The organism is Streptomyces alanosinicus (assembly GCF_014650595.1).
GTDB lineage: Bacteria > Actinomycetota > Actinomycetes > Streptomycetales > Streptomycetaceae > Streptomyces > Streptomyces alanosinicus.
The window spans coordinates 1129135-1151454 of the sequence record NZ_BMVG01000001.1 but is presented as its reverse complement, the minus strand read 5'-3'; the positions used below and the strand labels follow the sequence as shown (position 1 = coordinate 1151454).

Sequence of the window (22320 nt, the reverse complement as noted above, 5' to 3'; positions counted from 1 at the left end):
TTGCGGTCATGCTTCGCCATCGTTATCGTGCGCCGCCAGGGACTCGAACCCCGGACCCGCTGATTAAGAGTCAGCTGCTCTAACCAACTGAGCTAGCGGCGCATGACTCTCGCCTTCCGTGGGGTTTTACTCCCGCGGTCGGCGACGAAGAAAATACTACCTGGTCCGAGGGGGTGCTGATGACCACCCCCGTGACCCCCGGACAGGCCCTAGATCGTCAGGGACAGCAGAACCGGTGCCGCGTTGCGGTTGAGCGCGTCGGCCGCCTGCTTCAGACGGTGGGCGTGCTCCACCGGGAGGGACAGCGCGAGGCAGCCCACCGAGGAGCCCGCCGTGATCGGGACCGCCGCGCAGACCGTGCCGACCGCGTACTCCTGGAGGTCCAGGACCGGCACCGTCGCCGGCTGTGACTCCAGACGGGACAGCAGCAGCTTGTCGCTGGTGATGGTGCGCGAGGTGAGGCGGGCCATCTTGTGCCGGGAGAGATGGTCGCGGCGGGCGTTGTGGTCGAGCTGGGTCAGCAGGCTCTTGCCGACCGCCGTGGCATGGGCGGAGTAGCGGAAGTCGACCCACTCGTTCACCGCCGGGGTCGTCGGACCGGCGGCGTACTGGGTGACCTTGACCTCGCCGTCGACGTACCGGCTCATGTAGATGGCCGCGCCGACCGAGTCGCGCAGCCGGTCCAGGGTGTGCTGGAGCTTCTCGCGCACCGCCTGCTCGCGGTCGTGCGCGGAGGTGAGGCGGCGCAGGGTGTCGCCGGTGACGTACGCCCCGTCGGTGATCTGCTCGACATAGCCCTCGCGGCGCAGCATGCGCAGCAGGGCGGTGAGCCGTTCGGAGCCGAGGCCGGTGTGCCGGGCCAGCTCGGTGTCGGTGACGCCGGCGGAGTGGCGGGCCACGGTCTCCAGCACGCGCAGCGCGTCCTGGGCGGAGTGGTACGGGGCGGTCGGCTCGTGCATCAGCGCCACGGTGGTCTCCCCCTGCGCTCGCCTGTCAGTGGCCGCGAGATCCGGTCGGTGGATCGCGTTCCACGATAACGGGCAAACCCGCTGCGGGGTGAGGGGGTTGGCGAGATTGTTGCCCTCGCCGTGCCCCTCCCAACTGCGGCGCAGACCCTTTGGCATATGCCAGGGTCATGACCCAGTGGTCGGACCTCGGTGTCTGCCGGATCCGTGCCGCATCTCACAGGACCGCGCCGCACCTCACAGGACCGCGCCGAGGAATTCCCGGGTGCGGTCCTGCTCCGGGTCGCTGAAGATCTTCTCCGGGGAACCCGACTCGATCACCCGGCCGCCGTCGAACATCAGCACCTGGTCGGAGATGTCACGGGCGAAACCCATCTCGTGGGTCACACAGAGCATCGTGATGTCCGTGCTGCGCGCGATGTCCCTGAGCAGATCGAGCACGCCCGCGACCAGCTCCGGGTCGAGCGCGGAGGTCACCTCGTCCAGCAGCAGCACCCGCGGCCGCATCGCCAGCGCCCGGGCGATCGCCACCCGCTGCTGCTGCCCGCCGGACAGCCGCGTCGGCCGGGCGTCGCACTTGTCGGCCAGCCCCACCAGCTCCAGCAGCTCGCGGGCCCGCGCCTCGGCCTCGTCCTTGGACATGCCGAGGACCTGCACCGGCGCCTCGGTGATGTTGCGCAGCACGTTCATGTTCGGGAACAGGTTGAACTGCTGGAACACCATCCCGATCTTCTTGCGGACCTCCCGGATCTGCTTCTCCGGCGCCGGGAAGAGCTGCTCGCCGTCGACGGCGATCGTGCCCTCGTCCGGCTGGGTGAGGGTCATCAGCAGCCGGAGGATCGTCGTCTTGCCGGAGCCGGACGGGCCGATCAGGGTCACATGCTTGCCGGGGTCGACGGTGAAGTTCAGGTCGTCGAGGACGGTGTTCGTGCCGAAGCGCTTGGTGACGCCCGCCAGCCGGATCAGCTCACCGCCGGCCGTGTTCGCGCCGGCGCCCGGCTCGGTGTCTTTGGTCAGGGGAGTGTCAGCGGACAAGACGTCGCTCCAGGGCTCGCATGAGAAGGGAGGCCAGATAGGAGATGAGGATGAAGGCCACACCGATCACGGTGACCGGCTCGGTGAACTGGAAGTGCTGCTGGGAGTAGAGCCGGGCCTGCCCGAGCATCTCCAGCACGGTGATCACCATGAGCAGCGGTGTGTCCTTCAGCATGGCGATCACATAGTTGCCGAGCGCCGGGACCACCCGGCGGATGGCCTGCGGCAGGATGACCGCGGTCCAGGTCCGGTGCCGGGGCAGGTTCAGCGCGGTCGCCGCCTCCCACTGGCCGGCGGGCACCGCCTCGATGCCGGCCCGGTAGACCTGCATGGTGTACGTCGAGTAGTGCAGGCCGATCGCGAAGACGCCGGTGGTCAGCGCGGAGAAGGTCAGACCCCACTCGGGCAGCACGTAGAAGAGGAAGAACAGCTGGACCAGCAGCGGGGTGTTGCGTACGAACTCCGTGACCACCCCGACCGGCCAGCGCACCCACCGGGTCGGCGTGCGCATCAGCAGCGTCCACACCAGACCGAGCGTGAAGGACAGCAGCGAACCGAGGGCCAGGGCCTCCAGGGTGACCCGCAGTCCGTCCCAGAAGTGCGGCATGAAGCCGCTCACGGCATTCCAGTCCCACGTCATGCGACCCGCCCCCCCACTCCGGTCGTCTGCGCCCGCTTCAGCTCACGCGCCGCGGCGAACGTGCCGGCGTCCTTCCCGACGCCCGCCTTCAGCCGCTTCTCCAGAGCGCGCATCAGCCGGGTGAGCACGAAGGCGATGGCGAAGTAGATCAGCAGGATGTACGTGTAGATCTCCGCGCTCTGCTGCAACGCCAGCCGCACCAGATTCGCGCTGAACGTCAGATCGCCCATGCCCATCACCGACACCAGCGCGGTGCCCTTGAGCAGCTCGATCAGCAGATTGCAGAACGAGGGGATCATCTCCGGCACCGCCTGCGGCAGCACGATCAGCCGCAGCCGCTGCCAGGGCGTGAAGCCGAGCGCGATCCCGCCCTCCTTCTGCGCCGGCTCCACCGCGTTCAGCGCACCGCGCACGATCTCCGAGCCGTACGCGCCGTACGTCAGACCGAGCGCCAGCGTGCCCGCCCACAACGGCACCAGCTGCCAGCCGGAGACGATCGGCAGCACGAAGTACACCCAGAAGATCATCACCAGTGCCGAGGTGCCGCGGAACACCTCGGTGTAGACGCCGGCGACGAAGCGCACGATCCACAGCCGGTGCGTGCGCGCGACGCCGACGACGAACGACACCGCCGTGGCCAGCAGCGCGCCGAACACCAGCAGCTGGATGGTGGTCCAGACACCCTTGAGTACGAGTTCCCACAGCCCCGAGGTCATCCGCCGCACAGCTCCTTCGCGGTGAGGTCGGTCATCTCGGCCTTGGTGAAGCCGAACGGCTTCAGGATCCGGAACAGCTCGCCGCTCTGCCTCAGCTTGTGCAGCTCGGCATTGAAGGAGTCCCGCAGACCCGTCTCGGTCGGCCGGAACGCGAACGCACCGCCGTCGACATGCGGCTTCCCCTTGACCAGCGGCGCGAACGGCTCGGTGGCCTCCGCCTTCGCGGACTTCTTCACCACTTCACGGGTGGTGAGCGCCGTACCGGCGAAGACATCGACCCGGCCCGCCTCCACGGCGTTCAGCCCGGCCACCTGGTCCGGCACGATCAGGATGTCGCCCTGCTTGTACCCGGCCCCGACGGCGTACTCGATCTCGGCGTACCCGGTGCCGGTGGCGAACTTCGCCTTCTTCGCGACGACGTCCTTGTAGGAGTGCAGCCCCAGCGGATTGCCCTTGCGCACGATGAACGAATCGAGCATCTGATAGTCGGGGTCGGCGAAGATCACCTGCTGGCAGCGGTCCGGATTGACGTACATCCCGGCGGCCACGACATCGAACTGCTGCGAGTTCAACCCCGGAATCAGCGAACCGAACTCGGTGGGCACGGGCTGCACCTTGTCCACCCCGAGCCGCTTGAAGATCACCTTGGCCAGTTCGGGCGCCTCCCCCGTGAGGTGCCCGTCCTTGTCGATGTACCCGAAGGGGATCTCACCGGCGATCCCGAGCCGCACGATGCCCTGTGCGCGCAGCCGCTCCAGCAGGTCGCCGCCCTTCTTGCCCGACGCCTCGGCCACCCGTGTGCAGCCCGCCGCGCCCAGCGCACCGAGGGCGGCGAGCCCGCCGAGACCGCCGAGCACCGAGCGTCTGCTGTGTCTGTGTCCCGACCGGAATGTGTGTACGTCGTTCCCAAGTGGTGGAGCCATGGCGGCGCGGCTACCCAAGCGCATCCCGGCTATGCACCCTTGTTTTCATGGCCGATCGATTCGTCACCGTCTCGCTCGACAAGCGGGACGTGCACTGCACCGCACGACTGCTGGCCGACCGCGCGCCCCTGACCTGCGCGGCGGTATGGGACGCGCTCCCCCTCGCGGGCGACGTCTACCACGCCAAATACGCCCGCAACGAGATCTACGCCCTCTTCCCGCCGTTCGCCTCCACGGAACCCCCACTGGAGAACCCGACGGTCACCCCGATTCCCGGCGACCTCTGTTACTTCTCCTTCGCCGGCGCCGAGCTGGGCACGAAGGCCTACGGCTACGACCGCGAGGTCCGCCCCGGCAGCACGGTGGTCGACCTGGCCCTGTTCTACGAACGCAACAACCTCCTCCTCAACGGCGACGTGGGCTGGGTACCGGGGATCGTCTGGGGCCAGGTGGTGGAGGGCCTGGAGCCGATGGCGGAGGCCTGCAACGACCTGTGGCGGACGGGGGCGGCGGGCGAGACGCTGAGCTTCCGGCGGGCGTGAGTGTTTTTGGTTCACTGCTGAAGCTGTGGCGTCCTCGCCTCTCGGACCATGCAGTCGTACAACGGGGCACCTTCCCATGGATGCGAGGTCCCGATCTTGTGGTAGCCCCATGCCAGATAGGCGGAGCGAGCCGGGTTTGCCTCCGGTTCGGGTCGGACGGTGAGCGTGACCCGCTCCGCGTCAACGCCGTTCAGGAGGCGAGTGTGCAGACCGGCGGCGATGCCGCGCCGACGCCACGCCCTGCGTACGGCCAGTTCAATGATCGCAAAGGAGCGATGGCCGTTCTCCCGCATGAACGCCTCCGGCAGCGTGACATCCTGAAGGTTGTGCCACCAGCGGGTTTCCGGGGCAAGAAAGTAGCCGTATGCGAAGCCGACCACCTCCTCTCCGTCCCGGGCGACGACCAGGCGCATGCTCGGACGGCGGACGTGCACCTGGTAGTGGTCGATGAACTCGGCAACGTCCCAGGGCCCTTCCCGATAGGGGGGGTCGGCATAGATTTCCTCGTACGCCGCGAGGAACCCGTCGAGGTGGTCGGCAGTGGCTGGGCCCTCGTACCGGTCGAACGTCACGGTGGTCATCAGGCGGCCCTTCGCCCACAGGCATACTCGCGCAACTCCTGGGCGGCGTCGCGGGCGCTGACGGCGTGCGTCCTGTCCAGCAGATCCACCACCTCCCCGAGGCGCCGCATCACACGCCCGGACTCGATCTCTTCCAGGTGCTCCAGGCTTCCGACGGCATGAGCGGCACCCTGGTCGACATTGCCGGCGTTGACCATGCCGCGGGCAAGGGTGATCCGGTACAGGGCACGGCTGGGACGAGGTGACGAACGGCCTGGTGGGCGCCGTCCTCGCGGCCATGATCGCCCTGCGGTACGTCAACGGCGACCGAGCGCCGGAAGAGTTCAACCAGATCATCTTCCGGCGCACCCGCCGCGGCCGTGAAGCCCTGGAAGCCGCGGACGTCTGACGCCTGACGTTCCGCACCTGCGCCCGGCGAGCTGCCCCGATCGGTCGAGCCGGGGCAGCGCTGCCGTCCGGAACGGCGAGAACCGCCGTCCGCCGGGGATGACCCAGCTGCTTCCCGCCGCAGCCGAGCTAAGCCACGCCACGGACGGGCGCCGCCGAAGCAGCCCCGGCCTCGTACAGCGCATGTGCGGCCCGTAGGACCAGATCGTCCCGGTGCCGGGCGGCCACGATCTGCAGCCCCACCGGCAGGCCGTTCCCGTCCGTCCCCACCGGGATGCTCGCCGCGGGCTGCTGGGTCAGGTTGAAGGGGTAGGTGAACGGCGTCCAGCCCGTCCAGCGGCGGTGCGCCGAGCCGCGCGGCACCTCCACCCCCGCCTCGAACGCCGTCACCGGCAGCGTCGGGGTCACCAGCAGGTCGTACCGCTCGTGGAAGCGGCCCATGCGGCGGCCGAGGTCCATACGGACGTCGACGGCGGCCAGGTAGTCCAGCGCGCTCAGCCGGGCGCCCCGCACACAGATCTCGCGCAGACCGGGGTCGAGGAGCTGGCGCCGGCGCGGGGAGAAGCGCTGGGTGAGCCGGGCCGCGCCGCTGAACCAGAGGGCGTGGAAGGCCTCCAGCGGGTCGCTGAAGTCGGGGTCGGTCTCCTCGACGTACGCGCCGAGGCCGGCGAGGGAGGACACCGCGCGCCGTACCGCCGCCGCGACCGCCGGCTGGACCGCGACCTGTCCGCCCAGGGAGGGCGAGTAGGCCACCCGCAGTCCGCGGACGCCTCCCTTGAGGCCCTCGGTGAAGGAGCCCGGCGCGGGCGGCAGCGCCGACCAGTCCCGCGCGTCCGGGCTCGCGATGACATCCAGCAGCAGGGCCGCGTCGGCCGCGTCCCGGGTCATGGGGCCGGTGTGCGACAGCGTGCCGAAGGGGCTCGAAGGGTAGAGAGGGACCCGGCCGTAGGTCGGCTTCAGGCCGAAGACGCCGCAGAACGCGGCCGGGATCCGGATGCTGCCGCCGCCGTCCGTGCCCAGCGACAGTGGGCCCGCGCCGAGCGCGACGGCCGCCGCGCTGCCCCCGCTGGAGCCGCCGGCGGTGCGGGAGTGGTCGTGCGGGTTGCGGGTGACGCCGGTGAGCGGGGAGTCCGTCACGCCCTTCCAGCCGAACTCGGGGGTCGTCGTCTTGCCCAGGAACACCGCGCCGTGTTCCCGCAGCCGGGCGACCGAGGGGGCATCCTCCTCCCAACGCCCCTGTTCCGAGCGGGTCTTGGAGCCGCGCAGGGTCGGGTGGCCGCGCATCAGCAGGATGTCCTTGACCGTCACCGGCACGCCGTCGAGCAGTCCGGCCGGCTCACCGCGCCGCCAGCGCTCCGCCGACTCCCGGGCCCGGACCAGCGCGTCCTCCCCGGTGAACCGGACGAAGGCGTTCACCTCCGGCTGGGTCCGCCGGGCCCGTTCCAGCGTCTGCTCGGTGGCCTCCACCGGACTGAACTCGCCCTTGCGGTATCCGTCGAGGAGCTGAACGGCGGTCAGGTCGGTGAGTTGCATGCACCCTCCTGGTGGATCAGTGGCCGGGGACGTAGCCGCGTTTCTTGTCGACCACGTTCACCAGTGATCTGCCCGCTGCCCACCGCTCGTACAACTCCACGAACTGAACCCCCAGTTCATCGCGCCAGCCGACCGTGTCGCCGCTCATGTGCGGGGAGACGATCAGGCCCGGCAGTCCCCACAGCGGGCTGTCCTCGGGGAGGGGTTCGGTGGTGAAGACGTCCAGCGCCGCGCCCGCGATCCAGCGGTGGGCCAGGGCATGGGCCAGGGCGTCCTCGTCGACGAGCTGACCGCGGCCGACGTTGACGAAGAAGGCCGAGGGCTGCATCACGCCGAAGCGACGGGTGTCGAACATGCCGTACGTCTGCTCGGTCAGCGGCGCCGCCGCGATCACCCAGTCCGCGCGGGAGACCAGCCGGTCCAGGTCGGCCGGGCCGTACACACCCGTCCTCGGTACCCGTCCGACCAGCGCCGTCGTGACACCGAGCGCCTTCAGGGTCCGTACGATCGCCCGGCCGATCGGGCCCGAGCCGACCACGCACGCGCGCGTGCCCGCCACCCGCCGGCCCTCCCGGTGCCGCCACACCCGCTCCCGCTGGAGCTCCAGGGTGCGCGGAAGATCCTTCGCGACGGTGAGCACGAGCGCCGCCACGTACTCGGCGATCGGCTGGTCGAAGATCCCGCGCGCATTGGTCACCACCGTGTCGGACGCGGCGAGTTCCGGGCACATCAGATGGTCCACGCCCGCGCTCGCCGTGTGCACCCAGGCCGGCCTCGCCCCCTGGCCCGGCCAGGCCTCGCGCACCGCGTGCGAGGTGAAGTCCCAGACCAGCAGGGCGTCCGCCCGCGGCAGCCGCTCGGCCAGCCCCGCGGCGTCGGTGTGCACGATCCGGGCGTGACCGGTGAGCCTGCCGAGCCGGGGCGGCGGCTCGGCGTCCAGGACGAGAAGGGTGGGAAGGGTTCTCATACGGGGCGGCTCCGGGCGTCTGACATGCACGGATAATGCGCGGATTGACCACGCTCGCACCCGAACCTACCTTCGTCAACACGGGCGTGCTCGACGCGCCTTGCCCCTCGTCGTTCTCGTGTGAGGCGGTGCCTGCCCATGGACGTCACCTTTCTCGGCGGCCCTCGCCCCCAGCGGGGGGTCGGGGTGGTCGCCCCTTTTGACTTCGCCCTCGACCGGGAGCTGTGGCGCTGGGTGCCCGACGAGGTGTCGCTGCATCTGACGCGCACGCCGTTCGTGCCGGTCGAGGTGAGCCTGGACCTGGCCCGGCTGGTCAGCGAGCACGAGACGCTCGGCGACGCGGTGCGCGCCCTGACCGCCGTCACGCCCGAGGTCGTCGCCTACGCCTGCACCTCCGGCAGCTTCGTCGGCGGCGTCACCGGGGAGCGGGTGATGCGCGCGGCGATGAGCCTGGCCGGGGCCCCGCCCTCGGTGACCACCTCCGGGGCGCTGCTGGAGGCGCTGGCCGAGCTGGACGTCCGCCGGGTCGCGCTGGTCACGCCGTACACGGTGTCCGTGACCCGGGCGCTGGAGGAGTTCGTCGCCGAGGGTGGCGTGCAGGTCACCGGGTGCGCCTTCATGGGGCTGACCCGGGAGATCTGGCGGGTGCCCTACCGGGACGTCGTCGCCATGGCGCGGCAGGCGGTCCAGCCCGGCACCGCCGACGCGCTCTTCATCTCGTGCACCAATCTGCCGACGTACGACGTGATCCCCCAGCTGGAGGCCGAGCTGCGCATCCCGGTGCTGTCCGCCAACCAGGTCACGATGTGGGCGGCGCTGCGCCGGCTGGGTACCCGAGCGGTGGGGCCCTATCAGGCGCTGCTGGACGCATCGGCGCGTGTCTGGCCCCCGGCAGTGCCGGAAGAGACGCAGGAACACCAGGAAGGGCCGTCATGACCGCACTCGGATTCCTCTACCCGGGCCACTCCGCCGAGGACGACTATCCGCGCATCGAGCAGCTTCTGGGCAGCGACATCCGGGTGGACCTCGTCCACACGGACATCGGCGAGGACGCGCACCGGGTGGACGCGCTGCGCGAGATGGGCTCGGCCGAGCGGCTCGGGGCGGGCATGGAGCGGCTGCGGCTGGCCGGCGCCGAGACGGTGGTGTGGGCGTGCACCAGCGGAGGGTTCGTGCACGGCTGGGAGGGCGCGCAGACGCAGGTGCGCACGCTCGCCCGGCTGGCCGGGATGCCGGCGTCCTCGACGTCGTTCGCCTTCGTGCACGCCGCCCGGGAGATCGGGGTACGGCGGGTCGCCGTCGGGGCGACCTATCCGGCGGACATCGCCGCGCTGTTCGCGGACTTCCTGCGGGCCGGCGGTCTGGAGGTGACCGGGACCCGCTCCTCGGGGATCGTCACGGCCGCGGAGGTCGGCACCTGGGGCGAGGAGGATGTGCTGACGCTGGCGCAGGCCGCGGACGTCCCCGACGCGGAGGCCGTGCTGCTGCCGGACACGGCCCTGCACACGGCCGCGTATCTGCCGCTGCTGGAGAAGGCGCTGTCCAAGCCGGTCCTCACGGCGAACCAGGTCAGTGTGTGGGAGGGGCTGCGGCTCGCGGACCGGCGGGTGAACGCGCCGGTGCTGGGGGCGCTGTTCACGAGGGAGCCGATCGTCCAGGTCTGAGGCGGGAATAAGCGGAGACTGTCTCCTGTTAGCCGACGCAGGACAGCACCGAGGACCGCTCACGCTCGAAACCAGGAGGCCCACACCGTGTCGGCAGACGAGATCCGGGGCACGACGCACGGGACCGCCCCCGTCCCCCTCTCCGTACTGGACCTGGTCACCGTCGGCGCCGGCAGTACCGCCGGCGACGCCCTGCGCACCAGCGTGGCGCTCGCCCGGTCCGCCGAGGCGCGCGGATTCCACCGGTACTGGGTCGCCGAGCACCACTCGATGCCCGGTGTCGCCTCCTCCTCGCCCGCGGTGATCCTCGCCCACCTCGCCGCCCACACCGACCGCATCCGGCTCGGCTCGGGCGGCGTGATGCTGCCCAACCACGCCCCGCTGGTGATCGCCGAGCAGTTCGGCACGCTGGAGGCGATGGCGCCGGGACGGATCGATCTCGGCCTCGGCCGGGCGCCGGGCACGGACGGCGCCACGGCCGCCGCGCTGCGCCGCACCGACCTGCCCGACCAGGGCGCCGACGACTTCCCCGAGCAGCTCGCCGAACTCACCCGCTTCCTGGACGACGACTTCCCGGACGGGCATCCGTACCGGCGTATCCACGCGATCCCCGGCCCCGTCCAGGCCACCGCCCCCGGCGGCGTCCAGTCCCCGCACCGGCCGCCCGTCTGGCTGCTCGGCTCCTCCGGCTTCAGCGCCCGCCTCGCCGGTCTGCTGGGTCTGCCGTTCGCGTTCGCGCATCATTTCTCCGCGCAGAACACCATCCCGGCCCTGGACCTGTACCGGCAGACCTTCCGCCCCTCCGCGGTCCTGGCCGAGCCGTACGCCCTGATCGGCGTCTCCACCCTCGCCACCGACGACGCGCGGGAGGCCGTCCGGCAGACCCGGGCGACGGCTCTGAACATGCTGCGGCTGCGCATGGGCCGGCCGGGTCTCTTCCCCGACCCGGCGGAGGCCGAGAAGCACGAGTTCAGCCCGATGGAGGAGGAGTTCATCACCTCCTGGACGGCCAACATCGTGCACGGCACCGCCGACGAGGTCCGCTCCGGCCTCGACGACCTCCACAAGCGCACCGGCGCCGACGAGCTGATGCTCCTCTCCCACGCCCACCGCGGCGAACTGCGCCTGCGTTCCTATGAGTTGATCGCGGACGCCTATGGATTGCCGACCGCGTAGGTCTGCTCGCCGAGGAGTTCGGAGATACGATCCGGCGACACCGGGCGGGAGTACAGCCAGCCCTGCCCGGTGTCGCAGCCGATCCGGCGCAGCCGGGTGGCCTGGGCCGAGGTCTCCACGCACTCCGCGGTGACGGTGATGCCGAGCCGGTGGGCGAGCTGGATCATCGCCTCGACGACGACCTCGTCGGCGGGGTTGGGCGCGAGCGCCCGCGCGTCGCCCTCGTACTGGAAGCCGCGCACGAAGGAACCGTCCAGCTTCAGCGTCGAGACCGGCAGCCGGCTGAGGTAGGCGAGGTTGGAGTAGCCGGTGCCGAAGTCGTCGATGGCGATGCGGACACCCATGTCGCTGAGCGCCTGCAGGGCCTGCAGGGGCTGGCCGGCCGAACCCATCACCGCGGACTCGGTCAGCTCCAGCTGCAGCAGATGCGGGGCGAGCCCGGTCTCGGCGAGGATCTCCGCCACATCGGCCACCAGGTCGGAGTCCCACACCTGCCGTACGGCCACATTGACGCTGACGAAGATGGGCGGCTCGGCCGGATGGTCGAGCTGCCAGCGGCGGGCCTGCCGGCAGGCGGTCACCAGCGCCCAGCGGCCGAGCTGCACGATCGAGCCGTCCTCCTCGGCCAGTCCGATGAACCGATTCGGCGTCAGTGTGCCGAACTGAGGATGATTCCAGCGGATCAACGCCTCGACCCCGCTGAGCCTGCCGTCCTCCATACCGACCAACGGCTGGTATTCGAGCGCGAATTCGCCGCGTTCGATGGCGGGGCGCAGAGTGGACGACAGGGCCTGGCGGGTCATCCGGTGGGCGTTGCGCTCGGGATCGAACAGGGTCCAGCGGCCCTTGCCGTCGGCCTTCGCCCAGTACAGGGTCGTATCCGCCGCCTGCATCAGACCGGTGGCCGTCGTACCCGCAGCGTGGCGCTCCACGACCCCGATCGACGCCGTCAGGGACAGCCGCTGGCCGGCCAGGTCGAAGGGGGCCTGAAGGGCCTTGAGCGCCGACTCGGCGAGTTCGGCGAGCTGTTCGGTGCCGGTGGAGTCCTCCACGAGCAGGGCGAACTCGTCGCCGCCCAGCCGGGCCACCAGCGGGGTGACGGCGCGGGCGTAACCGGCCTCGTCGGCCACCCGGGTCAGCCGCTCGGCCGCGGCCGCGAGCAGCCGGTCACCGACGCGGTGGCCGAGGGTGTCGTTGACGGCCTTGAAGCCGTCGAGGTCCAGATAGCACAGGCCGATCCGGCCGGTGCCGCTCTGCTCGTACGACTCCGCCTCCAGCGCGGCCGTCAGCCGCTCGAAGAACAGGGTGCGATTGGGCAGCCGGGTCACCGGGTCGTGCATCTGCAAGTGCCGCAGCCGCGCCTGGAGTTCACGGCGGGCGCTGATGTCGGCGACGGACAGCAGCACCCCGGGCTCGCCGTCGCCGAGCGGGGCGATGGTGACCTGCGCCCACACCGAGTGCCCCTCGGGGTGTTTCAGCCGGCGGGTGCAGCGCAGCTTGGCCTGCCGGCCGCGCAGGACCTCGCGGTAGGCGTGCCAGCTGCGGGTGTCCGAGGTCAGGTCCACCAGATCGGCGGCGACCCGGCCGATGACGGTGTCCGGGTCGGTGCCGAGCAGCTCGCCGAAGGCCCCGTTGGCGGCGGTCACGAGTCCGCCGCGGTCCACGACGGCCATGGCGAGTGGTGCGGCCGCGAACACAGAATGATAGGTGGGATGGTCACTGTCTGTTACGGCTGACCGGTCGAGGTCTGCCGCGGGCGTCGGCCCTTCGGACGTTCCGCTCACCGCTCGCTCCCGCAGTGCACTCGATCTCTGTCCGTGCCGGAAAGTGTGCCGATCATAGAGGCTGGCCCCGGGCCCTTCCAGCCACTCTCCAGTGTCCCGGACGGAGCAAGGTTTCTGACAGATCGTTTCTGCCCGCACGTGGGCGGGTTCTTCGGGCCTCCGACCAGTTGTGACGTTCCGTGAGTGTTTCGGGGTGTCGAGCGCCGGAGCGCGCGGGCGCGCCGGACGGCGCACTCACCCTAGTGGTGCAGATAAACAGGGCATAGCGCAACACATACCAGCAATCTGGATGAGGTCTCGATGAGGTCTCGTGAGTCGCATCCGGAGGTCAGGTCCGTGCCCAAGCTGCGTAGCACCGCCGCCGTGTGCACCACGCTGTCGGCGCTCGCCGCGACGTCGATCCTCACCGGCCCGTCGGTCGCCGAGCCCTTCTCCACCACCCCCTGCGCCCTGCGGCGGACCGACGCCCACCACTCCGAGGGCGTGGACACCTGGAACCCGGACTACACCCGGCCGACCCGTCCGCTCGACGCCGTGCTGGTCTTCCTCTCCTTTCCGGACTCCACCCCGCACGCCACCGCCGCCGAGTTGACGGCCGATCACTTCCCCGCGACCAGCCGGTACTACGAACAGGCCTCCTACGGCAGGTTCACCCTCCGCCCGCACCCGCTGAAGCACTGGCTGCGCATGCCCCGGCCGTCCACGGCGTACGCCATGAAGCGCGACTGGAGCGTGGAGGACCGGGCCGCCTATCTGCGGGACGCGTTCGCGGTCGCCGACCAGGAGGTCGACTTCTCCCGGTACCAGGTCGTGTACCTGGTCGCCGACCCGGACGCGCCCGGCGTCGACTCGGACGCCACGAAGGTCGTGAACCTCGATACGCCCGTGCATGTCGACGGCACGGATGTCCGCCGGGTCGTCACCGTGTTCGAGAAGCATCCGCCGGACCGGCTGGTCCTCGCCCATGAGACCGGCCATGTCTTCGACCTGCCCGACCTCTACCATCGCCCGGACGACGGCAAGGGCGACTGGGACACCTACGTCGGCGACTGGGATCTGATGGGCAGCCAGTTCGGGCTCTCCCCGGACCTGTTCGCCTGGCACAAGTGGCGGCTGGGCTGGCTGGACCCGCGCCAGGTGGAGTGCGTGCACGGCGTGACGCCGACCCGGCTGACCCTGGAGCCGCTGGAGGCCGGCCCGGGGGTCCTGGTGCAGGGCGCGGAGGGTGCCCCGGCGTTCGGCCTCGGGCACGGGCTGAAGCTGGCGATCGTGCGCACCGGACCCGACAGCGCGCTGGCCTTCGAGGCGCGCGGCTCGGCCGGGAACGACCGGGCCGGCTGCCGGCAGGGGGTGCTGGTGTACCGGATCAGGAGCGGGGCGGAGTCCGGGGGCGGGCCCGTGGAGGTCGTCGACGCCCACCCGCACACCGAGGCCTGCTGGGAGAACTCGGTCTACCCGCCCCTCGCCGACGCCCCGGTCGCCCTCGGCGAGAGCTTCACCGTACCCGGGGAGGGCGTACGGGTGGAGGTGGAGGGGAGAACGGCTTCGGGGGCGTGGACGGTACGGATCACACCGGGGGCGCGTGAGGACTGAGCGTCACCGAAGACCGACTGCCGTCGTATACGAAAACAGCGGGCCGGATTCTTTCGAACCGGACCCGCCGTTTCCTTCGCGTGCGCCGCCAGGGACTCGAACCCCGGACCCGCTGATTAAGAGTCAGCTGCTCTAACCAACTGAGCTAGCGGCGCCTGCTGACGTCGTAGACCTTAGCATCCTGGTCGGCGGGAGGAAAAATCGATATCCGCACTGCCGCGCGGGCCGCGCGGACGGCCGCCCAGAGCACGACCTCGGGGCCCGGCAGCCACGGGTGGCGGGTGTCCGGGGCGACCAGCCAGCGGGCGGTGCCGGCCGCGTCGCCTCCGCCGGGTGCCGGGACGGTGACCGCGTCGCCCGTGCCGTGGCAGAGCAGTGGCGGCACCGCCCGGGTGCGGTTCGAGCCCCACTCCTCCCAGGCCAGCAGCGAAGGTAACCGCGGGGCCGTGCCCGGTGCGGCGAACAGCAGTACACGGCCGCGGAACACCGCGACCGGGCCCGAGCCCGGACCGTCGTCCCACAGCCGGTCCAGCATCCGGCGGCCGAAGATCGCCGGCGCGCTCACCACGTCGAAGACGGTGCCGCAGGGCAGGGCGACCGGGGTGTCCGGGTGCGCCTCCCAGAGGGCGGCCGTGCGACGCGGATACGTTCCTGCCGAGGCGAGCCAGTCGATGCCGGCGGGGGTGACTCGGGTGACGTTCGGTGCGCTGCTCATGACGCCCATATGTACCGGGGGTGAGCGGCCCGTTCTTCTGAGTTGCCGAAAGTCGGGACAAAGATGGCAGGGGAGGAGTATCTTGCCCGCCTGGCATATGCCAGGCGGGGATACTCGGGGGATATCAAGGGGACCGCCGCACCGGGCCGGGGTGGGGCGGGCGCGCGGTCACACGGGAGCCGGGCGCGCGGTCACACGGGGTCGGCGGACGTCCGCCCCTCGGTGTTCCCCCGCATCAGGTCCCGCCCGAACTCGACCATCTTCTTCGCGTAGTCCTCCGTCCACTCCGCCTGCTCGGCGATGTCCGCCGGGGTCAGCCGGTCGAAGCGGCGCGGGTCGGCGAGCTGGGCCGCGGCGACGGCCTGGAACTCCACGGCCCGGTCGGCGGCCGCGCGGAACGCCTGGGTCAGCTCCGTGGCCCGGGCCAGCAACGCCCGTGGATCCTCGATCGACTCCAGGTCGAAGAAGTGCTCGGGATCGGCGGCCGCCTCCGCGGGCTCGAAGATCAAAGGCGCGGGGCGTAGCCGCGGTTCGGCACGACGCGGCGTGGGCTCCGCCATGTCCTGTCTCCTCCTCGTACGGTTCACTGGGCACCGCCTCCGGACGGCCCACCGTCCATTGTCCCGCGCCCGCGCAAGGGGCCGGTGGGGGGGGAGCGGGGGAGGGGCGCCGGCGGACGCGTGGCCGATGCCGTGCGCCGCATGCGAACGGCGGCCTGCCGGGTGGGTCCGGCAGGCCGCCGTCGTCGGGGGTCAGGCCGTGGCGCTCGTGATGATCGCGAACGGGGCGCCGAACGGGTCGAGCAGCATCGCGAAGCGCCCCACGCCCTCGCCGTCCATGGCGGGGATGATGACGGTGGCGCCCAGCTCGGCTGCCCGGGCCAGGGTGGCGTCGCAGTCTGTGACCTCGAAGTACGGGTGCCATTCGGAGGTCGATCCGGCGTCCAGGTTCTCCTGGGCCAGCTGCATGATGCCGCCGTGCATGGTCTGCTCGCCGCCGCCGGCAGGAGCGGCGACCGTGTAGACGACGCCTTCACCCATGGGCTTGTCCCGGGTCTCCCACGACAGGACGCTGCCGTAGAAGTCCTTCGCGGCCGCGGCGTCGGTGGTGTACAGCTCGATCCAGCTGACGCTGCCAGGATCGTTGACGAGCTCCAGGCCGTCGGTGTCCCGCGGTTGCCACACGGCGAACTCGGCGCCCGTCGGATCGGTGAAGCCGGCCGTCCGTCCGGACGTGAGGACATCCGTCGGCGGGACGCGGACGGAGCCGCCGGCCTGCTCCACGGCCTTGGCGGTGGCGTCGGCGTCCACGCTGCGGAAGTACACCGTCCACGCGGAACTCGCGCCCTCCTCCGTCAGCGGGCCGACCGCGGCCACCATCCGGCCGTCCTGCCGCAAGAAGCCGTAGCCTCCGGCCTCCGGGCCCGCGGAGGCGAACTCCCAGCCGAACACACCCGAGTAGAAGGCGACGGCCGCATCGACGTCGGGGGTGCCCAGGTCGAGCCAGTTCAGCCCGCCGGGGACCTGTGTGGACGTCAGCATGAAGTGCTCCTGTCGTGTCTGGTCTCCTCCAGGGCCGGCGGCCCAAGAGCCTGCCTTCAGCGTGGCAGCGGGCGCCGCCCCCGGGGGGTGTACCGAACACTTTCGGCCAGCGATTCGGCCGTGCCCCGACTGCGGGTGAGTCAAACGGCTCCTCCGAGGATCATGGCCGCCAGCTCATCCGGTGTTCGGCCGGGTGGGCCAGGATCGCGTGGTTCGCCTCCCATCCGTCCGGGGCTGTAACCATGGGCCGCCTCCGGCGGCGTGCCGGACTCCGTCCGGCGGATGGGGGCACGGCAGCCGAGGCCGTCCGGGCGGGCACCGAAGGGGTCGGTCAGGGGCGCCAGACCACCCGGTGCTCGGACCAGTGATCCCATGTGGACATCATTGCCTCCCACCCGTCCGGGGCTGTAACCATGGGCCGCCTCCGGCGGCGTGCCGGACTCCGTCCGGCGGATGGGGGCACGGCAGCCGAGGCCGTCCGGGCGGGCACCGAAGGGGTCGGTCAGGGGCGCCAGACCACCCGGTGCTCGGACCAGTGATCCCATGTGGACATCATTGCCTCCCACCCGTCCGGGAACTTCACCAGCGTGCCCAGCTGGACCGGTTCCGTGGAGGGGTAGTCGTCCAGGAGGTCGCCGATGCCGGCGCGGCAGACCACGATGCAGGCGTGGCGGTGGCGGGAGGCCAGGACGCACAGGCGGCCGGTCTCCAGGTGGAAGGCGGTGGCGTCGGGGCGGCCGGAGAGCGGGTGCAGGACGACCGTGACGTCGTACTCCCGGCCCTGGAGCCGGTTCGCGGTGTCGACCGTGACGTCCGCCACGCCCAGCTCGGCGAGCGCCGTTCGGACCGCCGCCGCCTGGTCGCGATGGGCGGTGCCGACGGCGACGCGGTCGGCGGTCAGCGGCAGCGGCCGGCCGGGCGCGCGCTCCGACGTCGCCGCGCCGCCCCGGTCCAGCAGCCGGCGTACCACGGTGGCCACCGCGCGCACCGCCTCCGGATCCGTGCGCGGGGTATGCCGGGCGGGCAGCTCCAGCAGGCCCCAGCCGGAATCCGCCGCCTCGTCGATCACCCGGTCCGGTCCGGAGCCGTCCGAGGGGACCGCGAAGCTCAGCCGGCGGTCGCCGTGGGCGGTGCCGCTACGGAACGGGGTGTACGGGTAGAACGCGTCGGAGACCAGCGGCGCCGCCGAGGCGGGCAGTCGCCAGGAGACCGGCAGGCGGTGCTGGGGGAGCGCCGGGTTGTGGGCCAGCAGGGTGGTGACGGCGGAGGCCGAGGGGTCGTACGACAGGCCCGCCCACTGCTCGCTGCCGACGATCGCGAACGGATCCAGCTGGCCCGGGTCGCCGACGAACAGCGCCCGCTCGAACAGCCCGGCCACGGCCAGCAGCGAGTCGGAACGCATCTGGTACGCCTCGTCCACGATCGCGTGCCGCCAGGGCTCGTCCACCTTCACATGCGCCCACTTCGCCGCCGTGGACAGCACGACCGGCAGAGCGCCGAGGTCGGCGGCCTTCGCGGACGTGCGGACCTGCGGCAGGTCGTCCAGCGCCTTGTCGTAGGCGTCGGTGTCGCTGCTGTGCAGCCGGCCCACCGGCAGGTCCGGGTTCTTCTCGGCGAGCCGCAGGACGAGGTCGTCCACCTGGGCGTTCGTCTGCGCCACGACCATCAACGGGCGGCCCGCCTCAGCCAGTTCGAGGGCCGCGCGGACCACGAGTGTCGACTTGCCGGCGCCCGGCGGGGAGTCCACGACCACGCCCCGCTCGGTGCCGTGCACCGTGTCGTGGAGGATCGCGTCGGTGGCGCGGGCGGCGGCGGCCCCGGGGGCCAGGTCGGCCGTCGTCACAGCACGTCCTCCTCGGTCACGGTGTCGGGGGCCTCCGGCGCGGGCTCACCCGGGGGGCCGCCGTGGGTCCACGGCGTGTCCTCGGGGTCGGGCAGTCTCGCGCCGCCGCGCTGCTCGTGCTCGAAGAGCGTGAAGCAGATCCGGTCGCCCTTCTCCGGCACCGAACCGGGCTCCGGCTCCTTGCCGCGGCCCATCTTGTCCAGGACGCGCAGGACCAGCACCCCGTCGGCCTCCTGCCCGGCCAGCTCCGCCGACTGCGGCCTGCCGCCCAGCGAGCGGTACACCTTCGCGCGCTCCGCGAGATGCGGCCGGTCGTCCGTGCGGACCGTCACCAGCGGGCGCGGACTCGGCCGCTTGCCCTCGCTGTACGCGAGGACGACATCGGTCACCTCGCCCGTGAACGCCTCCCCGGCCAGCCGCCGCCCCGCCATCACCAGCGGGTCGTCCAGCGCCTCCTGCGCCTCCAGCCGGGCCTGCTCGCGCTCGCGCGTGGCCAGCTTGTTCGCCGCCGTCACCGCGTCGTCCCGGCGCGGCTGCGGGGGCTCGCCGGCCAGCACCCGGTCGCGATGGCCGGTGAAGGACCAGCGGTCGCGCGTCCAGCGCTCCTCGGCATGCGCCCCCTCGGGCAGCGCCCGCAGCAGATCCAGGCCCCGCCACACCGCGTCCCAGGTGGGCCGGGTGCGGCTCGCCACCAGGTCGCGGACCTCCCGCTCGGCCGCCGTGAGCGCGGCCAGCCGGTCGTCGGCGGCCAGGGCGTCCTCGGCCGCGGCGAGCGCGGTGCGGGCACGGTCGTAGCGCTCGATCGCCGGGGCCAGCAGCTTGTTGTCGAACGCCGGGTCGGTGGCGGGACCGGCCGGCGGACACAGCAGCTGGCCCGCCGCGTCCCTGGCCAGCTCGGCCCGGCGCGCGGCCGCGGCGCCACAGCCGCCCTCCGGAGGGTCGATCCAGGCGAGCAGCGCGCCCAGATGCTGGTCCTCCAAGGCGGACTGGCCGCTCGCCCAGTGCCGGGACAGCACATCGGTCAGGGCGAGGAGGAGGGAGGAGCCGGGGACCCGGGACCGCTCGCCGTAGTGGGTGAGCCAGCGACCGAGCAGCGGCACCCGGGGCGGCGCCGGATAGGGCGCCTCGGGGTCCTGCTCGGCCGTACGGCGGAACCGCATCGAGCGGCCCAGCAGCCGTACGAAGTCCAGGCCCGCGCGGCTCGGCACGATCAGCTGGGGGGCGTCCGCGCACAGCTCCGCCTCGACCTTGACCCGCTGGCCGGTCTCCGGGTCGGTCTCGGTGCGCTCGGCCGCCTCCACGGACCCGGCGTAGGAGTCGATGTACGGCAGGACGGTGTCGGCCAGGTCGGCGAGGAACGTGAAGCGCAGATCGCGGTCGCGCGGCTGCGGTACGACCAGCAGACGCGGGGCGTCCCGGTCGGTGCCGGCCAGCGCGCCGAGCGGGGCGCCGGCCTCACCGGCGGTGGTGAGCGGCACGAACACCAGCGGCCGCGCCGACAGATGCCGGTGCCGGACGGTCGCGACGGGCTGGGCACGGCCGCTGCTGACGGCTTCCAGCCGGGCCAGGGTGGTGATCAGGGACACGCGGACACCTCCGCCAGAGCCTCGGCCCGCAAGGCCGCCGCCCGGCGCAGCGCCGCGACCGCCGGGTCGTCCGGCTCGCCCGTCTCGCCGCGGGCCGCCGCGAGGACGTCCTCGACCGTGCTCAGACCGCCCAGTTCCGCCCGCAGAGAGCGGCCGAGGCGGGTGACGGCGCCCGCCTCGCGGGAGCGTTCGCGGCAGTGGAAGGCCAGCTCGCAGGCGGACAGGCACTCGGGTGCGTACGTCGCCGGGACCGCCGCCACGGCGGCCGTCAGCTGCTCGGCACTGCGGTCGGGGGCGAAGCACACGCCCTCCGGCAGGGCCTCGGCGATCTCCTCGATCCGGGTGAGCCGGGCCAGCTGGCGCGCGGTCACCGCGCGCTGCTTGCGGACGTCGACGGCACGGCCCGCGGCCAGGTTGGAGAAGTCCTTCGGGCACACCAGCAGCACCCGGTGACGCACGCGCGGCACCGGATCGAGCCGTGCGGCGACCTTCTCCAGCGCCAGCACGTACACCGCCGCCTGCCGGGCCGCCGCGCCGACCTTGGCCGGGTCCGCCGAACCGTCCAGCATCGGGAAGGACTTGATCTCCACCACCGACCAGCTGCCGTCGGGGTGCACCACCACCGCGTCCGGCTCCAGGAAGGCGAACGAGCCGGCCACGTCCAGCGCCAGCATCGGATGGTCCAGGAGCGTCCAGCCGCCCGCGCGCGTGGCCTCGCGCAGCGCCAGCGCCGTACGGGCCGTACGCCCCTCGGGGCCGTGCGCGGTCAGGTCGGGTACGGCGGCCCCGGCCGGCGGCTCGGCGCCCGGGTCGAGACGGGTGTGCGCGAGGCGCAGCAGCTCCGCGCCGCCGTCGGCCTTCACCCGGGCCTCGAACGCGTTGCCCCGGGTCAGCGCGAACTGCGACTGCCCGAAACCGGAGGGCGCGCCCAGCGCGCTCGCCAGGCGCGCCTTGTCCACCCCGGCGCCGTCCAGGATCGCCCGCCGCGCGCACCCGGGGTTCGCGGCGAGTGCCGCGAGGGCGCGCGCGTCCAGGGCCCTGGCGGGGACGTCGGGGCCGCGCAGCTCAGCGAGCCGACGCCCGAGCCCCTTCGCCCGCGTCGCGGGGGGAGGCGTCCGGTTCGGCACCGGCGTCGAGCTGCGACTCGCGCTGCCGTGGAATTCGCTCACCCGCGGAAGTCTGGCATCCGCCACTGACAATCGGGGAGTCCGTGCCGGCCGCGACCGCCGCGCCCCGCCGGAACAGCCGGGAACGGAGCAGGTCCAGGCCGCGCATGACCCGCGGCGCGAGCAGGTAGCCGACACCCATCACGGCGACGCCCGCGACCGCGTCGAGGAAGTAGTGGTTGGCGGTGCCCATGACCACGAGCGCGGTCCCCAGCGGATAGGCGACGCCGAGGATCTTCGCGAGGCGGGTGCCGCCGTGCCGCCACAGCATCACGCCGCACCACAGCGCCCAGCCGACGTGCAGGCTCGGCATCGCCGCGTACTGGTTGGTCATCCCGCCCATGCCGCGCGGCGCGCTCGCGTCCGCGCCCCACCAGCCGTACGAGCTGTAGTGCGCCATGGTGTCCACGAAGCCGTGCCCCGCGGCCAGCAGCCTGGGCGGGCAGGTCGGCATCAGCGTGAAGCCGATCAGGCCGATGAAGGTCGAGGTCATCAGCCAGGTGCGGGCCCGCCGGTAGTGCTCGGCGCGGGCCCGGAACAGCCAGATCAGCAGGACGGGCGTGATCAGGTAGTGCAGCGAGGCGTACCAGAAGTCCGCCGGCACGCCCAGCCAGGGCTCGCGCGTGAACAGCCGGTTGAGCGGGTGCTCGGCGTTCAGGTGCAGGGCCTGTTCGAGGCGCAGGAGCGCCAGACCGTGGTCGACGGCGCTGTGCACGTCACCGCGCGCGAGCAGCCGGCCGGCCGAGTAGCAGCCGTAGACCAGGAGGATCAGCGGCAGCTCGGTCCACCAGCGCAGCCGGGTACGCGGGACCCCCTCGGTGCCCGGTGGCTCGGTCTGCGGCATCCGATGGCCCTCCCCGTTCGTTCCGCTGTGGTGCGCCGCCGTGGGCGACCGTGCCACTTTACGGCGTCCGTATCTCGCCCATGCGGGCCCTCCGGCCCACAAAGACGCCGACATCGCCC

General features: G+C 72.0%; 23 protein-coding genes and 2 tRNA genes. 6 read left to right on the top strand and 19 right to left on the bottom strand.

Annotated features, from left to right (window positions below):
• Window positions 1–28: 28 nt before the first annotated feature.
• The 6 genes from IE277_RS05235 to ehuB all read right to left on the bottom strand — a co-directional run bounded on the left by IE277_RS05235 (window position 29) and on the right by ehuB (window position 4279).
• A tRNA-Lys gene (locus IE277_RS05235) sits at window positions 29–102 on the bottom strand.
• A 107-nt stretch (window positions 103–209) separates the two neighbouring features.
• Window positions 210–968 (bottom strand): IclR family transcriptional regulator, encoded by a 759-nt coding sequence (locus IE277_RS05230; RefSeq protein WP_189948862.1) that lies wholly within the window; start codon window positions 966–968, stop codon window positions 210–212.
• Between the two features lie 234 nt (window positions 969–1202).
• The gene (gene ehuA, locus IE277_RS05225) at window positions 1203–2000 is read right to left on the bottom strand and encodes an ectoine/hydroxyectoine ABC transporter ATP-binding protein EhuA (RefSeq protein ID WP_189948860.1); all 798 of its coding nucleotides are present in this window, start codon (window positions 1998–2000) and stop codon (window positions 1203–1205) included.
• Window positions 1990–2640, bottom strand: coding sequence for an ectoine/hydroxyectoine ABC transporter permease subunit EhuD (ehuD, locus tag IE277_RS05220; protein ID WP_189948858.1), 651 nt, complete (start codon window positions 2638–2640; stop codon window positions 1990–1992). The genes ehuA and ehuD overlap by 11 nt, the downstream gene beginning before the upstream one ends.
• Window positions 2637–3356 (bottom strand): ectoine/hydroxyectoine ABC transporter permease subunit EhuC, encoded by a 720-nt coding sequence (ehuC, locus tag IE277_RS05215; protein WP_189948856.1) that lies wholly within the window; start codon window positions 3354–3356, stop codon window positions 2637–2639. The genes ehuD and ehuC overlap by 4 nt, the downstream gene beginning before the upstream one ends.
• Window positions 3353–4279, bottom strand: coding sequence for an ectoine/hydroxyectoine ABC transporter substrate-binding protein EhuB (ehuB, locus tag IE277_RS05210; RefSeq protein ID WP_189948854.1), 927 nt, complete (start codon window positions 4277–4279; stop codon window positions 3353–3355). The genes ehuC and ehuB overlap by 4 nt, the downstream gene beginning before the upstream one ends.
• A 47-nt stretch (window positions 4280–4326) precedes the next feature.
• On the opposite strand from ehuB, the gene IE277_RS05205 reads away from it, so the two are divergent.
• Window positions 4327–4821: a DUF3830 family protein gene (locus IE277_RS05205; RefSeq protein ID WP_189948852.1), complete on the top strand. Its 495-nt coding sequence runs from the start codon at window positions 4327–4329 to the stop codon at window positions 4819–4821.
• A gap of 11 nt (window positions 4822–4832) precedes the next feature.
• On the opposite strand, the gene IE277_RS05200 is transcribed toward IE277_RS05205, so the two are convergent.
• Window positions 4833–5402 carry a GNAT family N-acetyltransferase gene (locus tag IE277_RS05200; RefSeq protein WP_189948850.1) on the bottom strand — a complete coding sequence of 190 codons (570 nt, stop codon included), beginning with the start codon at window positions 5400–5402 and terminating at the stop codon, window positions 4833–4835.
• Complete coding sequence (locus IE277_RS05195) at window positions 5402–5599, bottom strand: hypothetical protein (protein ID WP_189948848.1); 198 nt, start codon at window positions 5597–5599, stop codon at window positions 5402–5404. Before IE277_RS05195 ends, IE277_RS05200 begins: the two co-directional genes overlap by 1 nt.
• Window positions 5600–5643: 44 nt before the next feature.
• On the opposite strand from IE277_RS05195, the gene IE277_RS05190 reads away from it, so the two are divergent.
• Window positions 5644–5790, top strand: coding sequence for a hypothetical protein (locus IE277_RS05190; protein ID WP_189948847.1), 147 nt, complete (start codon window positions 5644–5646; stop codon window positions 5788–5790).
• 128 nt (window positions 5791–5918) lie between these two features.
• Here IE277_RS05190 and IE277_RS05185 read toward each other — a convergent pair whose 3' ends face one another.
• Together IE277_RS05185 and IE277_RS05180 are read right to left on the bottom strand one after the other, a co-directional pair.
• On the bottom strand, window positions 5919–7322 hold the full coding sequence (locus IE277_RS05185) for an amidase (RefSeq protein WP_189948846.1): 1404 nt from the start codon (window positions 7320–7322) through the stop codon (window positions 5919–5921).
• Between the two features lie 16 nt (window positions 7323–7338).
• Window positions 7339–8289: a D-2-hydroxyacid dehydrogenase gene (locus IE277_RS05180; RefSeq protein ID WP_189948845.1), complete on the bottom strand. Its 951-nt coding sequence runs from the start codon at window positions 8287–8289 to the stop codon at window positions 7339–7341.
• Window positions 8290–8427: 138 nt separating this feature from the next.
• Here IE277_RS05180 and IE277_RS05175 point away from each other — a divergent pair, with 138 nt between their 5' ends.
• From IE277_RS05175 to IE277_RS05165, 3 genes are all read left to right on the top strand, one after another.
• On the top strand, window positions 8428–9225 hold the full coding sequence (locus tag IE277_RS05175; protein ID WP_189948844.1) for a maleate cis-trans isomerase family protein: 798 nt from the start codon (window positions 8428–8430) through the stop codon (window positions 9223–9225).
• The gene (locus tag IE277_RS05170) at window positions 9222–9953 is read left to right on the top strand and encodes a maleate cis-trans isomerase family protein (protein WP_189948843.1); all 732 of its coding nucleotides are present in this window, start codon (window positions 9222–9224) and stop codon (window positions 9951–9953) included. The genes IE277_RS05175 and IE277_RS05170 overlap by 4 nt, the downstream gene beginning before the upstream one ends.
• A gap of 87 nt (window positions 9954–10040) precedes the next feature.
• The gene (locus IE277_RS05165; RefSeq protein ID WP_189948841.1) at window positions 10041–11129 is read left to right on the top strand and encodes an LLM class flavin-dependent oxidoreductase; all 1089 of its coding nucleotides are present in this window, start codon (window positions 10041–10043) and stop codon (window positions 11127–11129) included.
• Here IE277_RS05165 and IE277_RS05160 read toward each other — a convergent pair.
• On the bottom strand, window positions 11108–12913 hold the full coding sequence (locus IE277_RS05160) for a putative bifunctional diguanylate cyclase/phosphodiesterase (protein WP_189948839.1): 1806 nt from the start codon (window positions 12911–12913) through the stop codon (window positions 11108–11110). The two genes, IE277_RS05165 and IE277_RS05160, sit on opposite strands and share 22 nt — an antisense overlap.
• 300 nt (window positions 12914–13213) lie before the next feature.
• On the opposite strand from IE277_RS05160, the gene IE277_RS05155 reads away from it, so the two are divergent.
• Entirely contained in the window at window positions 13214–14506 is a 1293-nt protein-coding gene (locus tag IE277_RS05155) for a M6 family metalloprotease domain-containing protein (RefSeq protein ID WP_189948837.1), read from the top strand.
• Between the two features lie 81 nt (window positions 14507–14587).
• On the opposite strand, the gene IE277_RS05150 is transcribed toward IE277_RS05155, so the two are convergent.
• From IE277_RS05150 to IE277_RS05115, 8 genes are all read right to left on the bottom strand, one after another.
• Window positions 14588–14661, bottom strand: a tRNA-Lys gene (locus tag IE277_RS05150).
• The gene (locus IE277_RS05145; protein ID WP_189948835.1) at window positions 14652–15221 is read right to left on the bottom strand and encodes a bifunctional DNA primase/polymerase; all 570 of its coding nucleotides are present in this window, start codon (window positions 15219–15221) and stop codon (window positions 14652–14654) included. The genes IE277_RS05150 and IE277_RS05145 overlap by 10 nt, the downstream gene beginning before the upstream one ends.
• 191 nt (window positions 15222–15412) lie before the next feature.
• The gene (locus IE277_RS05140) at window positions 15413–15781 is read right to left on the bottom strand and encodes a DUF8844 domain-containing protein (RefSeq protein ID WP_189948833.1); all 369 of its coding nucleotides are present in this window, start codon (window positions 15779–15781) and stop codon (window positions 15413–15415) included.
• Between the two features lie 192 nt (window positions 15782–15973).
• Window positions 15974–16762 (bottom strand): VOC family protein, encoded by a 789-nt coding sequence (locus tag IE277_RS05135; protein ID WP_189948831.1) that lies wholly within the window; start codon window positions 16760–16762, stop codon window positions 15974–15976.
• Window positions 16763–17264: 502 nt separating this feature from the next.
• Entirely contained in the window at window positions 17265–18605 is a 1341-nt protein-coding gene (locus IE277_RS05130; protein ID WP_189948830.1) for an AAA domain-containing protein, read from the bottom strand.
• Window positions 18602–20191 carry an amino acid adenylation domain-containing protein gene (locus IE277_RS05125; protein ID WP_189948828.1) on the bottom strand — a complete coding sequence of 530 codons (1590 nt, stop codon included), beginning with the start codon at window positions 20189–20191 and terminating at the stop codon, window positions 18602–18604. Before IE277_RS05125 ends, IE277_RS05130 begins: the two co-directional genes overlap by 4 nt.
• Entirely contained in the window at window positions 20182–21318 is a 1137-nt protein-coding gene (locus IE277_RS05120) for a hypothetical protein (protein WP_189949234.1), read from the bottom strand. Before IE277_RS05120 ends, IE277_RS05125 begins: the two co-directional genes overlap by 10 nt.
• On the bottom strand, window positions 21257–22201 hold the full coding sequence (locus IE277_RS05115; protein ID WP_189948827.1) for a phosphatase PAP2 family protein: 945 nt from the start codon (window positions 22199–22201) through the stop codon (window positions 21257–21259). Before IE277_RS05115 ends, IE277_RS05120 begins: the two co-directional genes overlap by 62 nt.
• Window positions 22202–22320 lie beyond the last annotated feature (119 nt).